The organism is Bacillus sp. FSL K6-1033 (assembly GCF_038630765.1).
GTDB lineage: Bacteria > Bacillota > Bacilli > Bacillales > Bacillaceae > Bacillus > Bacillus altitudinis.
Map to the genome: position 1 here is coordinate 1,095,453 of NZ_CP152041.1, position 14,079 is coordinate 1,109,531.

At 41.1% G+C, this 14,079-nt stretch carries 16 protein-coding genes; 12 read left to right on the forward strand and 4 right to left on the reverse strand.

Annotated elements, in window-relative coordinates:
• The first annotated feature begins 64 nt into the window (after positions 1 to 64).
• Both MHH31_RS05455 and MHH31_RS05460 read left to right on the forward strand, forming a co-directional pair.
• A complete protein-coding gene (locus MHH31_RS05455) occupies positions 65 to 1,042 on the forward strand; it encodes a BMP family ABC transporter substrate-binding protein (RefSeq protein WP_144740717.1) in 978 nt (325 codons plus the stop codon).
• Positions 1,039 to 2,688, forward strand: a complete 1,650-nt coding sequence (locus MHH31_RS05460) for a methyl-accepting chemotaxis protein (RefSeq protein WP_060780959.1) — start codon at positions 1,039 to 1,041, stop codon at positions 2,686 to 2,688. Before MHH31_RS05455 ends, MHH31_RS05460 begins: the two co-directional genes overlap by 4 nt.
• A gap of 41 nt (positions 2,689 to 2,729) precedes the next feature.
• On the opposite strand, the gene MHH31_RS05465 is transcribed toward MHH31_RS05460, so the two are convergent.
• A complete protein-coding gene (locus MHH31_RS05465; RefSeq protein ID WP_272511389.1) occupies positions 2,730 to 3,587 on the reverse strand; it encodes a DegV family protein in 858 nt (285 codons plus the stop codon).
• A 141-nt stretch (positions 3,588 to 3,728) separates the two neighbouring features.
• On the opposite strand from MHH31_RS05465, the gene MHH31_RS05470 reads away from it, so the two are divergent.
• A complete protein-coding gene (locus tag MHH31_RS05470; protein WP_025207135.1) occupies positions 3,729 to 4,571 on the forward strand; it encodes a YitT family protein in 843 nt (280 codons plus the stop codon).
• A gap of 14 nt (positions 4,572 to 4,585) precedes the next feature.
• Complete coding sequence (locus MHH31_RS05475; RefSeq protein WP_076821895.1) at positions 4,586 to 5,041, forward strand: BsuPI-related putative proteinase inhibitor; 456 nt, start codon at positions 4,586 to 4,588, stop codon at positions 5,039 to 5,041.
• Between the two features lie 44 nt (positions 5,042 to 5,085).
• On the opposite strand, the gene MHH31_RS05480 is transcribed toward MHH31_RS05475, so the two are convergent.
• The 3 genes from MHH31_RS05480 to MHH31_RS05490 form a co-directional block, all read right to left on the reverse strand.
• Positions 5,086 to 5,277 carry a DUF3813 domain-containing protein gene (locus MHH31_RS05480; protein WP_008348541.1) on the reverse strand — a complete coding sequence of 64 codons (192 nt, stop codon included), beginning with the start codon at positions 5,275 to 5,277 and terminating at the stop codon, positions 5,086 to 5,088.
• A complete protein-coding gene (locus MHH31_RS05485; RefSeq protein ID WP_008348539.1) occupies positions 5,274 to 5,426 on the reverse strand; it encodes a hypothetical protein in 153 nt (50 codons plus the stop codon). The genes MHH31_RS05480 and MHH31_RS05485 overlap by 4 nt, the downstream gene beginning before the upstream one ends.
• Before the next feature lie 88 nt (positions 5,427 to 5,514).
• Positions 5,515 to 6,327: a Cof-type HAD-IIB family hydrolase gene (locus MHH31_RS05490; RefSeq protein WP_007499065.1), complete on the reverse strand. Its 813-nt coding sequence runs from the start codon at positions 6,325 to 6,327 to the stop codon at positions 5,515 to 5,517.
• 137 nt (positions 6,328 to 6,464) lie between these two features.
• Here MHH31_RS05490 and MHH31_RS05495 point away from each other — a divergent pair, with 137 nt between their 5' ends.
• From MHH31_RS05495 to MHH31_RS05530, 8 genes are all read left to right on the forward strand, one after another.
• Positions 6,465 to 7,250 (forward strand): alpha/beta fold hydrolase, encoded by a 786-nt coding sequence (locus MHH31_RS05495; RefSeq protein WP_017360185.1) that lies wholly within the window; start codon positions 6,465 to 6,467, stop codon positions 7,248 to 7,250.
• 46 nt (positions 7,251 to 7,296) lie between these two features.
• Positions 7,297 to 7,605, forward strand: coding sequence for a metal-sulfur cluster assembly factor (locus tag MHH31_RS05500; protein ID WP_003211530.1), 309 nt, complete (start codon positions 7,297 to 7,299; stop codon positions 7,603 to 7,605).
• Between the two features lie 116 nt (positions 7,606 to 7,721).
• Positions 7,722 to 9,167, forward strand: a complete 1,446-nt coding sequence (locus tag MHH31_RS05505; RefSeq protein WP_342495357.1) for an FAD-binding oxidoreductase — start codon at positions 7,722 to 7,724, stop codon at positions 9,165 to 9,167.
• Positions 9,164 to 9,712, forward strand: coding sequence for an MFS transporter (locus MHH31_RS05510; protein ID WP_342495358.1), 549 nt, complete (start codon positions 9,164 to 9,166; stop codon positions 9,710 to 9,712). Before MHH31_RS05505 ends, MHH31_RS05510 begins: the two co-directional genes overlap by 4 nt.
• A 138-nt stretch (positions 9,713 to 9,850) precedes the next feature.
• Positions 9,851 to 10,888: an N-acetyl-gamma-glutamyl-phosphate reductase gene (gene argC, locus MHH31_RS05515; protein ID WP_272511392.1), complete on the forward strand. Its 1,038-nt coding sequence runs from the start codon at positions 9,851 to 9,853 to the stop codon at positions 10,886 to 10,888.
• 20 nt (positions 10,889 to 10,908) lie between these two features.
• Entirely contained in the window at positions 10,909 to 12,129 is a 1,221-nt protein-coding gene (gene argJ / locus MHH31_RS05520; RefSeq protein WP_007499060.1) for a bifunctional ornithine acetyltransferase/N-acetylglutamate synthase, read from the forward strand.
• Positions 12,130 to 12,143: 14 nt separating this feature from the next.
• A complete protein-coding gene (gene argB / locus MHH31_RS05525) occupies positions 12,144 to 12,920 on the forward strand; it encodes an acetylglutamate kinase (protein ID WP_017360181.1) in 777 nt (258 codons plus the stop codon).
• Positions 12,917 to 14,068 carry an acetylornithine transaminase gene (locus MHH31_RS05530; RefSeq protein ID WP_342495359.1) on the forward strand — a complete coding sequence of 384 codons (1,152 nt, stop codon included), beginning with the start codon at positions 12,917 to 12,919 and terminating at the stop codon, positions 14,066 to 14,068. Before argB ends, MHH31_RS05530 begins: the two co-directional genes overlap by 4 nt.
• Positions 14,069 to 14,079 lie beyond the last annotated feature (11 nt).

Sequence of the window (14,079 nt, forward strand, 5' to 3'; positions counted from 1 at the left end):
TGAAACAATGACTCTCAAATCCGATAAATAAGGGGTAAGGATGATAAAAGGAGTGTGTTTTTGGATGAAAGTGAAGATTTCATTACTTCTGATGGCAGCTATGATCATGGTGCTCGCCTCATGCAGCAATCAGCAGGGAGGACCACCGATATCAAATGCGAAGCATATTGGTGTCATGCTGACGGATGATGGTCTTGGTGATCAATCATTTAACGATTCATCATTTAAAGGATTAGAAAAAGCACGTGATGAGCTTGGCATTGAATTCGATTATAGAGAAATTGCAGAAACCGATACATATGAAAAAGGGCTGACCGAGCTTGTGAAAGATGGAAATGACCTGATCATCGGTGTAGGTTTCAGTATGCAAGAAGACTTAGAAAAGGTAGCGAAAAAATATCCGAAAAAGCAATTTTTACTCATTGATGCTGTGTCTGAACTGAAAAATGTCACATCAGTGACTTTTAAAGAAGAGCAGGGCAGCTATTTAGCGGGAGCACTTGCTGCCATGACAACAAAAAGTGATGTCATTGGTTTTGTTGGCGGAGTCGATGCAGAGGTTATCCACCGATTTGAACAAGGCTATCAAAAAGGTGCAAAATCAGTGAATCCGAACATCAAGATTGTATCCACGTATGCTGGCACATTTAGTGATGCAGGCAAAGGCAGTAAAATAGCGAAAGACATGATCAAAAAGAAAGCAGATGTTTTATATGCCGCAGCCGGTTATACGGGTGTTGGTGTATTAAAAGAAGCGCAAACGCAAGGCAAATATGCAATCGGTGTGGACAGCGATCAGTATTATACAGCTGAAAAAGCCGTTATTTCGTCTATGGTCAAAAAAGTCGATGAAGTCGTCTATCAATTCAGCGAACAGCTCGTCAAAAGCAGCAAAATCAAAAGCGGGCATATCGTTTATGACTTAAGTAATGACGGAATCGATATGGCAAGAATCCGGGTGCTTAAAGATGCTGAGAAATTGACCAAAAAATTAAATGGACTGAAGCAGACACTTCTGAAAGAAGAGGGGGCAGCATCATGAGCTTACGCATCAAAATTTTGCTCAACTCACTCATTTCACTTCTTTTAGCGGTTGGCGTAATTGCCTTTATTATTGTGAGTATGACAAAGATTCAGTCATCAAGCGAAACAGAAGTTCAAACCTTACTGAACGTACAAAAAACGAAGGCCAGCTTTGAAAGTGTCGAACAAGCCATGACCAATTATTCCATGACCCTTTCAGATGAACAGCTAGAGGTCGTTCAAAACGATATATCGACAGCGAAAAAACAGCTGCAAACGTTAAACAAAAACGCAGGAAATATGAACAAAGAAGCCCTAACACGGTTGAATTCAAAGTTTGACACATGGACGCAAGAAGCAAACAATGCCATTGGTGAAAAAAATGCTTCTGATGCCAGACGAGTGGCTGCCAGAATTGACGGTGTTTTAAACGACGTGCATACGATGAATAAAAGAGCACAAGAAGCGTATGAATACCATTTAGAGGAGGCGGCAGATAATGTGCAATGGATCATCACAAGCGCATCTGTCGCAGCCCTCACACTGATTGTCATCGCCGTCTTTTTAAATATTGGTTTAACGAGATCCATTGTGACACCAATCAAATCCCTTTCTTACCGGGCAAAACAGATTGCCGAAGGAAACCTCGCTGTGGAGCGGATGAACATCAAGCGTAAAGATGAAATCGGCGGATTAAATGAGTCGTTCAATCAAATGACGGATCAGCTGATTAGCTTGATTCAAGAAATCAGCCATGTCTCAAGCCAAGTAGAATCATTTTCGATTCAGCTAGATGATGAAAACAAAAAGCTTATGGAATCAGCCAATCAAGTGTCTGTATCGACAGACGAAATGGCAAATGGTTCACAAGCGATTTCAGAAGACCTTCAGCATGGCGTTAGTTTGATTGAGAAAATGGATTCACATGGCCGTAAGAATTCCGAAAGATCACATACAGTCATTCGTAGTACAGAGGATGCCATTGAAGCGGTAGAAAGCGGAAAGCACACGTTAACAGAAACAAAAGCAGCCATTGAAAAAAATACACGTGCGACGAGACAAATTGAAGAGTCTGCAGGAGAATTCACTCAGTACGCAAGCGGAATCTCCGCAATGGCCAAAACGGTTTCTGATATTGCGGACCAGACAAACCTCCTCTCGCTCAATGCGGCGATTGAAGCGGCAAGAGCAGGAGAAGCAGGCAAAGGGTTTGCCGTCGTAGCGGACGAAATTCGTAAGCTGGCAGATGAATCGTCTCGTGCAACAAGACAAATTTTTGACATGGTGAGTCATATTGAAAAAGGCATTCAATCCATTAGCCAAACTGTACAAGAAGGGGTCAAGCTATCACTTCAGCAGCAAGATGCAATGGACAAAACCTCACACTCCTTTGAAGATATAGAAACAAAAGCACAACATATTAAGCAAGAAATGGCGGTCTTAAATGACCAAATTATTCAATCAACAGAGCTTGGCGGACAAGTGCTGCACTCGATTGAAAATATTAGTGCCGTTGTAGAAGAAACGGCAGCGGGCAGCGAAGAAATTTCTGCCTCGGCAAACGAACAACTGCAATCTTTCCATCAAATGAACAAACAAGTAGAAGAACTGATGAGTATGACGGCAAGGTTAAACGAAACCGTTCACCGATTTAAGCTATCATAAGAAAAGCACCCTTCCCGTGATGATTCAGGGAAGGGTGCTTTTTATGATGGACTGCCTGTAAAGAAGATGGCAAGTGTGCTAGGGCCTGAGTGGGACCCGACAGCTGCGCCGATGACCTGGATGTCGATTTCTTTTGGATGAAATTCGGCTTCGATTAATTGTCTCATTTCTTCTGCAAGTTCAGGGTCATCTCCATGACTAATGCCAACAGTTTGGCTGGACCAGTCAGATCCGCGTTCTTTCATTAGCTCGATAATGCGTTTCAACAATTTTTTACGGCCACGAATTTTTTCAAGGGGTATCAGTTTTCCATCCTCAACGTGTAAAATGGGTTTAATACTTAACAATCCGCCAACAAATGCGGACGCTTTACTGATTCTTCCGCCTCTTGCTAAATACGATAAATCGTCTACAGTAAAAATATGTTGTAAAGATTCACAAAAATGCTTTACAGACGTTTCAATTTCTTGTATTGTATTTCCGTCAATGGCAAGTGATTGAGCGTGTTTGACAGCTAGTCCATAACCAAGTGAAGCACATTTAGAATCAATGATCCGTAAATCGAAATCAGGGTATTCTTCCTTCACTTCGTTTGCCATCATCACAGCGGTTTGGTATGTACCTGAAAGCTCTGATGAAAAGGCAACATAAATAGCCGATGTATGGGTTTGTGCTGCAGAAACAAAGGCTTCCTTTATCCGGTTCGGTGAAGCTTGTGATGTTTTTGGACTTGCACCTTGTCTCATCGCATCAAATACTTGTTTTGGTTCAATGGTAATCAAATCCTCAAATTCCTGCTCGCCGAGTAACACACGCAGCGGAATGAGTGTCATGTTTTGTTCATCATAATAAGAAAGAGGCAGATCAGCAGCACTGTCTGCTATGATATGAACGGTCATCAAAATCCCTTCTTTCTAAAAAAATCAACCATATTTTACATCTTTTTAGCCTAACTATATCATAGAAAATCATCTTTTCGTGTTCAAATTCTAAATTTTAGGGAAAACCATAGAGAGAATGGTAAGTGGAGGAATGACAACATGTTCATTGGAGAAGCAAAAAAACTCATCGTCGTCGTCATTGGTGCCTTACTCAATGCGATTGGGCTGAATTTATTTTTAATCCCTGCTGACGTATATGCAAGTGGTTTTACAGGGGTAGCCCAGCTGTTATCCAGTTTAATCGATCAATATGCACCGTTTTATTTATCAACAGGGATCCTGTTATTTATTTTAAACATTCCGGTCGGCATTTTAGGCTGGATGAAGGTTGGTCGTTCCTTTACTTTGTATAGCATTATTAGTGTGGCACTGACAACGATTTTCCTCGGCATTTTACCAGAGACAAGTGTTTCTGAAGATATTTTATTAAATGCTGTATTTGGAGGAGTCATTTCTGCACTTGGCATTGGGATTACACTGAAATATGGGGCATCTACAGGCGGCCTTGACATTATTGCGATGATTTTAGCGAAATGGAAAGACAAACCAGTCGGCACGTATTTCTTCATTTTAAACGGAATTATCATTTTTACAGCAGGATTGTTACAAGGTTGGGAGAAAGCTTTATATACCCTTGTCACATTATATGTGACGACTAGGGTAATTGATGCCATCCATACGAGACATGAAAAGCTGACCGCCATGATTGTGACAAAGAAAGCAGATGAAATCAAAGAAGCCATTTATGGAAAAATGGTCAGAGGTATTACGACTGTTCCGGCCAAAGGGGCATTTACCAATGAACAAAAAGAAATGATGGTCATTGTCATTACAAGGTATGAGCTGTATGAACTTGAACAAATTATAAAGGAAGTCGATCCAAAAGCCTTTACAAATATTGTTCAAACAACCAATATTCTTGGATTTTTCAGACGAGATTAAAAGGTGGGTAGAAGATGAAAAAAGGGTTAGTGCTTTTTCTCGTTCTATTGGTTTTAACAGCTTGTGGGCAACAAAAAAAGGATGAACCAGACAAGGAGGTATCCGGTCAAATGGGAGAAAAAACCGTTGTACTCACAGTAGACCCCGTCCAAAAAGGTTCTTCGGTTCAATTTAATATGTCACTAAAAAATGAATCAGATCGAGATATTGAATTCACGTTTAACACAAGCCAGAAATTCGAATTGAGTGTGTACGATGAAGATGGAAATGAAAAATACCGTTACTCGAAAGACCGTATGTTTACACAAGCTATCCAATCCTTTGTGCTAAAAGCAGATGAAACATATGACTTCCAAGATACGTGGTCAAACGGTGTGGAGCCGGGAACGTATGAAGCGGTCGTCACATTTAAAGGAAAAGCAGAAGGGCTAAAGCAAATCACTGAGAAGAAAACGTTCCAAGTGAAATAAGAGAATAAGAAAAGCTGTCCAGAAAATGGACAGCTTTTTTACCGTTAAAGATCATCAAGCAGGTCTTGGAACGTATGCAGCTGGTTTCTTTCTGCATCTGTCGAATTAGCAAATGCAGATGATACGGCGTTTTTAGCTCGCTGAACTGCTTGTTGACGCTCTAAACCAGATGGAAATGAAGAAGTAAGGGCTTCTTCAGTAAATGATTTGGCTTGATCAAAAAGTTCGTTTCTCACAATGAACCTCCAGAAGCATCAGTCTTCATATTTCCCCTGTCCTCCGCAGCTTCTTCAAGTGTGGAACGATACGGAAAACGTGCGTCATGCAGACTGACTGAATCTTTACCTTGTTGTATAAAGCGTTTCGATTTGCTTCTTTTACCCATTCGGAATCCGCCCCTTTACACAAGCTGACAGGACAACCTGTCTAACGGTAGTATGCCCGCTTCGACCTGCTATGTATGAATGGAAAAATTAAAGCGAGAAGTAATTCGTTAGGAATTTTGCAATCCCATCTTGTTCATTCGTATCTGTCACTTCATTAGAGACACGTTTCACTGCATCAATCCCGTTGCCCATTGCAACCCCGCATCCAGCAAATTCAAGCATCTCTAAATCATTGTCTTCATCTCCGAATGCCACAATCCGCTCCTGAGGCACACCGTAATAATCACTGATCTTTTGCAGTCCAACGGCTTTGTTCATGCCTGTTTTAATGATTTCAATGACGTGCCACGGAGCAGCCCAGCGTCTGTGGTCAATCACTTCTGCATGAACATCTGTCAAATAGCTCCGGATCGCTCCGACGTCTTCTTCTTTTGCGTGAATTAAGACGCTTGTGACATTCTCTCCAAGATTGTTCCGAAGGTCTCCAACGGTCACTTTGTTTGCATTCATATTAAATATATCAATGAGCTTTTCATCATGATAATGGAAATACAAATCGTCTAGCACTTCAGCTAACACATTGTGTACTTTATATTCCTCACTAATATCCACAAGCTGTTTCACGACTTGAAGATCAAGTGATGTGTGAAATCTGCCCCATTTTTCATCAAGAGGATGATGGACAAACGCTCCATTAAAGTTCACAATCGGTGAATCGAGCTGCAATTGCTGATAATAAGGAGAGCTGGAACGAAATGGCCGGCCAGTTGAAATACAGACATGATGCCCGCTGTCTTTCACTTTTTGAATGACATCAAGTGTGCGTGCTGAAATCGTTTTATCGTCTTTTAATAACGTGCCATCCAGGTCAAGTGCGATTAGATAAGGTTTAGTCTCCATAAAATCTCCTTTGATCTGTAAGTAATAGGAGGCAGCTGGTGCGGGTGCCTCCACCTATAGTGTATCTTTATCACATCTTCGTTGTCTACATGTTAAAATAAACAAAGACGGGAATGATAAAGGAGGATTCATAGGCTGTGATCACCATTGATGAGCAAATGACGCACGATATTCCATTTTTACATATCGTAAAAGCTGAAAATAAAGATAAACCGCTGCCACTTGTATTTTTTATACATGGATTTACAAGTGCGCGCGAGCACAACTTACACTTCGCCTTTCATTTGGCGGAAAAAGGCATGAGAGTCATTTTGCCTGACTGTGCTTATCATGGTGTAAGATCAGAAAACCTCAGCTTAGAGGAACTGGCATCAAAGTTTTGGGAAATCGTTCTGAACGAAATCCGTGAAATCGATATACTTAAGACACATTTTCAAGAAAAACAATTGATTGAAGCCGATCTAATAGGTGTTGCGGGTACATCTATGGGAGGGATCACGACCTTTGGTGCACTCGCAAAACATGATTGGATTAAAGCGGCAGTCAGCTTGATGGGCAGTCCGAAATATACGACATTCCTACAAGCACAAATCATGGACATGCGTCACAAAGGGTTGATGAAAGATATCACGGACGAAGAAGTCAATCAGCAATTAGACGCTCTGCGTCCTTATGATTTAACGCTGCAAACAGATCGACTAAACAAAAGACCGCTGTTATTCTGGCATGCAGAAAACGATCCAGTTGTCCCTTACAGACATGCAAAAGCTCTTTATGACGAGTTAGCAGAAACCCAATATAAAGAAGATCCGCACCTGATTCGTTTTATTACAGATGGACAGGCTGGCCATAAGGTCTCAAGACAAGCGATGTTTGAAACCATTGACTGGTTTGTGACACACCTGAAAAGCACAAACGTTTAGCCAAAAGGAAAAGTACGTTATACTAGTTGAAAAAGGAGTGGATATCATGGATGAAGCATTGAAAGAAAATATTTTAGGCGCCCTAGAACAGGTGATTGATCCTGAGTTAAACGTAGACATCGTCAACCTTGGACTTGTCTATGATGTCGATCTTGATGAGAATGGAAAAGCGGATATCACAATGACTTTAACATCAATGGGGTGTCCCCTTGCACCAGTTATCGTGGATGAAGTGAAAAAAGCATTAAGTGACTTGCCTGAAGTGAAAGAAACAGAAGTTCACATCGTCTGGAATCCACCTTGGACACGTGACAAAATGTCAAGATACGCTAAAATTGCGCTTGGTATTCAATAAGTAAATACGACCTGGTATGAGTTGAACTCATGCCAGGTTTTTTTATGAAAAATTAAGGTAGAGGAGGAGTATGGCTTGATATAATGGATGTAATTTTATAGAACGGAGTACCTATAATGAAACGAAAGTGGATATGGATCGTTCTTTTGATGGGATATGGCGCTGCCTTTTTTGCATCAGTCTCTATACGTGAAGGTCAAGCACACAAAAGACAAGGACTTGAGGCGTTTACAGATGTGAGTCACCTCATGCCGGTCAAAATAAAAAAAGTCGTGCGAGGAAAAGAAATAGAATCTTTAAAAGAAGTATTAGAAGAAGCAAAAGAGAAAAATCTGCCCATTTCAATCGCCGGAAAGCAGCATAGTATGGGCGGCCACACGTATTATGAAAATGGCATTGTACTAGACATGACAAAATTTCGCCGAATCGTATCATTTAATGAAAAAAAGAAGACCATTCGGGTCCAAAGCGGCGCCACATGGGATGATATTCAAAAATATGTGAACCCATATGGTCTTGCAGTAAAGGTGATGCAATCTCAAAACATCTTTACAATTGGTGGCTCGTTAAGTGCAAATGCACATGGACGGGACATTCGCTACGGCTCACTCATTGACACTGTGCGCTCTTTCACACTGTTAAAAGCAGATGGAGAAATCGTCACAGTAAAGCCTAGCGATGATTTATTTACTGCCGTGATTGGAGGATACGGCTTATTCGGTGTCATTTTAGATGTTGAGCTTTGCTTAACAAAGGATGAATTATATAAAATGGAGACAACCTCTCTACATTTCGATGAATACACTGATTATTTTCAAAAGCATGTAAAGAACAATAAAGAAGTGCGCATGCATCTCGCAAGAATCTCTACAGCGAAAACAAATTTTTTGAAAGAGATGTATGTGACGAATTATTCGCTTACTTCTGATCAACAGATCGATCCATACCGCGAGCTCAAAGAAGATCAGCTCGTCATCCCTTTAAAATTTATGCTCGGCCTTTCGAGAAGATTTGATATGGGGAAAGATTTGCTATGGAACTTGCAAAAGAAGTATTTTCAAAGTCAAAATGACCAGCTGATCACAAGAAATAACGTGATGCGGTCTGATTCTGCTTTTTTAGAATATGAAAATGAGTCAGATACCGATGTGCTTCAAGAATACTTTGTTCCAGTTGATCGTTTTCGTGCGTATATCGATGACATGAGAAGCTTTTTACAACAGGAAGAATTGAATTTAATGAACATCACAATCCGCTACGTACAAAAAAATGAAAAAGCGGATCTCTCATATGCGAAAGAAGATATGTTTGCACTTGTTTTGTTAGTGAATTATGGTTTTGAGAAAGAAGAGAAGGCAGAAGCGGAGCGGGTCATCCGGCAAATGACAGATATCACCTTGCGGCACCATGGAAGCTATTACTTACCATACATGCCGTATCAAACGAAAGCACAAATGAAACAAGCGTATCCAAAAACCGATCTATTCTTTCAAAAGAAAAAGCAAGCAGATCCAGATGGAAGATTTATCAACTACTTTTATGAAAGGTACAATACACAATGAATGCTAAAGCAATGAAATGGTTCGTCTATTCACAAAGTCTACTGTTTTTCGCCAGTAGTCTCATTTTCCCTTTTTATATTCTTTTTATTAAAAATGTTGGGTCGAGCTATTCTCAATTTGGTCTTGCCTATGGTCTGTTTGGTTTGAGCGGTGCGTTCATTCATTTATTATTAGGAAAACTTCCTGAAACGACGGACAGACGCCTCTTTTTAATCATTCATTCGTTTGGTATGGCCTTTCTTCTTCTCCTTTTTCCACATATCACAGAAGTAGAGCAAGTCTATATGATTCAGCTTGCGCTTGGTGCGCTTGGGGGTGTTCAGAAACACGGAGAGAAACTGCTCGTCACCGAACTCACAAATGAGAAAAAGCGAATGAAAGAAGTTGGGTACTATCATTTTTGGACAGCGCTTTTTTCATCCATTGCCATTATGCTTGGCGGCCTGTTTGCTGATTTCTTCACCATTCATTTGATTTTTTATGCAAGTTCCCTATTATATTTATGCAGTGCACTGCTGGTCCTCAAGATGAAAATGAATAGATAAAATCCGCATGTCTCACGAAGATATGTGGATTTTTTTATGAAAAAAAATGAAAACAAATATTAAATATACAATTGAATTAATTTTTATACATGTTATAATGTTAAATAATTTCACAAAGATCAAGAGGGTGTATTGACGTTGAAAATAGGTATTATAGGTGCTACAGGGTACGGTGGTGCGGAATTAGTTCGTATCTTTAAGCAGCATCCACATGTGGAGGAATGTATATTGTATTCATCAAGTGGTGATGGGCAATTATACAGTCAATCTTATCCGCATCTGACAACGATTACTGACCAAACATTAAAAGCCATTGATCCGGCTGCCATTGTGCAAGAAACAGATGCTGTGTTTTTAGCGACACCAGCAGGCGTATCAAGTGAACTCACACCGAAGCTCATGAATCAAGGGGTGCCAATTATTGATTTATCAGGTGACTTGCGCATTCAAGATGGGACCGTTTATGAAGCGTGGTATAAACGAAGGGCAGCGGATGAAGCATCGGTTCAACAAGCTGTATACGGATTATCTGAATTGAATCGTGAAACCATTAAGCAAGCGGAAGTCATTGCAAACCCAGGCTGCTTTCCTACTGCAGTTCTTCTAGGTTTAGCACCGCTGATGAAACAGAATCTCATCGATGAATCTATGATCATTATAGATGCAAAAACCGGGGTGTCCGGTGCAGGACGATCAGCCTCACTTGGAACACATTTTTCAGAGCTGAACGATAACTTTAAAATTTATAAGGTGAATGAACATCAGCACACACCTGAAATAGAACAAGTACTTAGAGAATGGAACCCGAAAACGGCGAACATCACATTTTCAACACACCTTGTCCCGATGACAAGAGGGATTATGGCGACGATGTATACACAATTGAAATCAGATGTCACAAAAGAAGAATTAATGAAACGGATGAAGGACTTTTATGAAGATTCCTATTTTGTAAGAGTGAGAGATCACGGGATATATCCGCAAACAAAAGAAGTATACGGCAGTAACTTCTGTGATATTGGCTTTCATTTAGATGAGCGAACAGGGAGACTGACGATTGTATCTGTCATAGATAATCTCATGAAAGGTGCAGCCGGCCAAGCGGTTCAAAACTTCAACATCATCAAAGGCTTACATGAAGAGGCGGGCCTCACAATGACACCTCTCTATCCATAAGAACAGGGGAGACAACAAACATGATCGAATTGAATGAAAAAAGTATTGTCAAAATTGACGGGGACGTATCATCACCAAAAGGTTTTGAAGCAAAGGGGATTCATATAGGATTACGCTATTCAAAAAAAGACCTTGGCTTGATCATCAGTGAAGTACCAGCAGCGAGTGCAGCGGTATACACTCAAAGTCACTTTCAAGCTGCTCCTTTACAAGTGACACAAAAAAGCTTAAAAAAGACGGGCAAACTAAAAGGTGTCATTGTCAATAGTGCGATCGCCAACGCATGCACAGGTGAGCAGGGATTAAAAGATGCATACGACATGCAGGCAGCCTGTGCAGACATGTTAGGCACAGAGCCTGATTACATTGCCGTTTCTTCTACTGGTGTCATTGGAGAGTGTCTGGATATGGATAAAATCAAAACAGGCATCGCTCAGCTAAAAGAAGCAAAAGCAGGAAATGGCCACTTTGAAGAAGCGATCTTAACAACAGATACAGTCATTAAAAATACGACATACTCCTTGACGATAGACGGGAAAGAGATTCTCATTTCTGGTGCAGCAAAAGGCTCTGGTATGATTCATCCGAACATGGCCACAATGCTCGGGTTTGTCACAACCGATGCAAATGTCGAACAAGAAGCTTTGCAAAATGCTCTTCGTGACATCACAGATGTGACTTTTAATCAAATTACCGTCGATGGAGAAACATCAACTAACGATATGGTGCTTGTGATGGCAAATGGAATGGCAGAGAACCAGGCACTGAATGAAGAACATCCAGAATGGCCATTGTTTAAAGAAGGATTAAAACTAGCCTGTGAAGATCTAGCAAAAGAGATTGCAAGAGACGGAGAAGGCGCAACCAAATTAATCGAAGCGAAAGTTGTTGGTGCAAAAAACAACTTAGAAGCTGGTATTATTGCCAAAAAAATCGTAGGTTCAAGTCTTGTGAAAACAGCCGTATACGGCACGGACGCCAACTGGGGCCGGATTGTCGGAGCAATCGGTCATAGCGCAGCTTCTGTCACGCCAGAAGAGGTTGAAGTTTACTTAGGCGGGCAATGTCTGTTTAAACATAATGAACCTCAGTCTTTCTCAGAAGAGGAAGCAAAAGCGTATCTAGAGCAGGATGAGATTACGATTTTCATTCAAATGAATGAAGGAAATGGTGAAGCGGCAGCATGGGGCTGTGACCTTACCTATGATTATGTGAAAATTAACGCGAGCTATCGCACATAATGAAGGAGATAGACATGGATAAAACGATCGTGTTCAAGTGTGGAGGCAGTGTCATTCGAGAACTTTCCGATACCTTTTATGAAAATGTCCGCTCACTTCAAGCTGCTGGATTTAAACTGGCTATCGTACATGGCGGAGGTCCTGAAATCACGAGCATGCTGCAAAAATTAGAAGTGAAAACGGAATTTGTAGATGGACAGCGCAAAACAACAAAGCCGGTGTTAGAGGTAGCCGAAATGGTCCTTTCAGGAACGGTGAATAAATACTTTGTTTCAGAACTGGCAAAGCATGATATATCATCTGTCGGTGTATCTGGTAAAGATGGACAGATGCTTGTCGCCGATTTTCTCGATCAAGATGTATATGGGTACGTTGGCGAAATCAAAGAAGTCAATCCAGAGATGGCAGAAGCACTAATGGAGAAACAATTCATTCCCGTCATTGCGCCGCTATCTATGACCGAAGAATGCCAAACGTTAAATGTAAATGCTGATCTTGCAGCATCAGCAGTCGCAGGAGCTATGAAAGCTGATAAGCTCATGTTTGTCACAGATGTGGAAGGAATTTTAAAAAATGGAGAGCTGTTAGACGTTGTCACCGAACAAGAAGCTCTCAAGCTCATCGATGAAGGCATTATTTCCGGGGGAATGATTCCAAAAGTACAATCCGCGCTCAGTGCTTTATCAGGAGATGTGGATGAAGTCATGATTGTAAATGGAAAAGGCAGTATTTTTACAGGAGATACCTTTAAAGGAACTCGAATTGTAAAACAAAAGGAGGCGGTCCTGTGAGTCATCTTTTTCAAACATACGGACGGTGGAATGTTGAAATTAAAGAGGCAGAAGGTTCTTGGGCAGTTGATACAACTGGGAAAAAATATTTAGACTTTATACAAGGCATTGCGGTCACGAATTTAGGTCACAATCATCCAAAGGTCAATCAAGCCATCAAGAAGCAGCTTGACGAGGTCTGGCACGTATCAAATCTATTTGAAAATGGACTGCAAGAAAAAGCAGCGGAAAAGCTGGCAGCCAACAGTTCAGGAGATCTCGTATTTTTCTGCAACAGCGGGGCTGAAGCGAATGAAGGGGCTATCAAATTGGCCCGAAAAGCAACAGGGAAAACAAATATTGTGACGTTTTTGCACTCTTTCCATGGGCGCACGTATGCTGGTATGGCTGCCACAGGTCAAGATAAAATCAAAACTGGTTTTGGACCGATGCTGGAAGGCTTTCATTATGTACCGTTTAATGACCCTGAAGCGATCACAGCGTGTGAAATCGATGATGTCGCAGCGGTCATGCTGGAAGTGGTGCAAGGTGAAGGTGGAGTGAATCCAGCTACAGCTGAATTTCTAGAAGCCGTTCAAACGTTTTGCAAAAAACATCAAGCACTGCTGATTGTAGATGAAATCCAAACGGGTATTGGGCGAACAGGGACAGCATTTGCCTATGAGCAATCGGGACTTGATCCTGATATTATTTCAGTCGCAAAAGGTTTAGGAAATGGGTTTCCAGTCGGTGCAGTGATAGGGAAAAAAGCTTTAGGGGATGCATTTTCTCCAGGCTCTCATGGCACAACATTTGGTGGCAACATGCTCGCTATGTCAGCTGTGAACGCAACTCTTGATGTGATATTCAAAGAAGACTTTCTTTCAGAAGTGAAAGAAAAGGGTGCGTATCTCTTAAAGAGACTGCAAGAAGTCAAACAGCTGAATATCGTGAAAGAAGTACGGGGCAAAGGATTAATGGCAGGGATTGAGTGTCACCAGCCAGTAGGTGATTACATCACAGCCCTTCGAGAGCAAGGTTTGCTGGTGCTTCCAGCTGGTCCGAATGTCATTCGTTTATTACCTCCACTGAATGTCAAAAAAGTTGAATTGGATCAAGCAATAGAAGTGGTCATTCAAGTGTTAGCAAATGAAACAGTAACGGTCTAAATTTTTTTGCA

What these genes read in the sequence shown, in the direction of transcription:
- MHH31_RS05455 (WP_144740717.1), top strand. Translation starts at nt 65, where the DNA reads ATGAAAGTGAAGATTTCATTACTTCTGATGGCAGCTATGATCATGGTG.
- MHH31_RS05460 (WP_060780959.1), top strand. Translation starts at nt 1,039, where the DNA reads ATGAGCTTACGCATCAAAATTTTGCTCAACTCACTCATTTCACTTCTT.
- MHH31_RS05465 (WP_272511389.1), bottom strand. Translation starts at nt 3,587, where the DNA reads ATGACCGTTCATATCATAGCAGACAGTGCTGCTGATCTGCCTCTTTCT.
- MHH31_RS05470 (WP_025207135.1), top strand. Translation starts at nt 3,729, where the DNA reads ATGTTCATTGGAGAAGCAAAAAAACTCATCGTCGTCGTCATTGGTGCC.
- MHH31_RS05475 (WP_076821895.1), top strand. Translation starts at nt 4,586, where the DNA reads ATGAAAAAAGGGTTAGTGCTTTTTCTCGTTCTATTGGTTTTAACAGCT.
- MHH31_RS05485 (WP_008348539.1), bottom strand. Translation starts at nt 5,426, where the DNA reads ATGGGTAAAAGAAGCAAATCGAAACGCTTTATACAACAAGGTAAAGAT.
- MHH31_RS05490 (WP_007499065.1), bottom strand. Translation starts at nt 6,327, where the DNA reads ATGGAGACTAAACCTTATCTAATCGCACTTGACCTGGATGGCACGTTA.
- MHH31_RS05500 (WP_003211530.1), top strand. Translation starts at nt 7,297, where the DNA reads ATGGATGAAGCATTGAAAGAAAATATTTTAGGCGCCCTAGAACAGGTG.
- MHH31_RS05505 (WP_342495357.1), top strand. Translation starts at nt 7,722, where the DNA reads ATGAAACGAAAGTGGATATGGATCGTTCTTTTGATGGGATATGGCGCT.
- MHH31_RS05510 (WP_342495358.1), top strand. Translation starts at nt 9,164, where the DNA reads ATGAATGCTAAAGCAATGAAATGGTTCGTCTATTCACAAAGTCTACTG.
- argJ (WP_007499060.1), top strand. Translation starts at nt 10,909, where the DNA reads ATGATCGAATTGAATGAAAAAAGTATTGTCAAAATTGACGGGGACGTA.
- argB (WP_017360181.1), top strand. Translation starts at nt 12,144, where the DNA reads ATGGATAAAACGATCGTGTTCAAGTGTGGAGGCAGTGTCATTCGAGAA.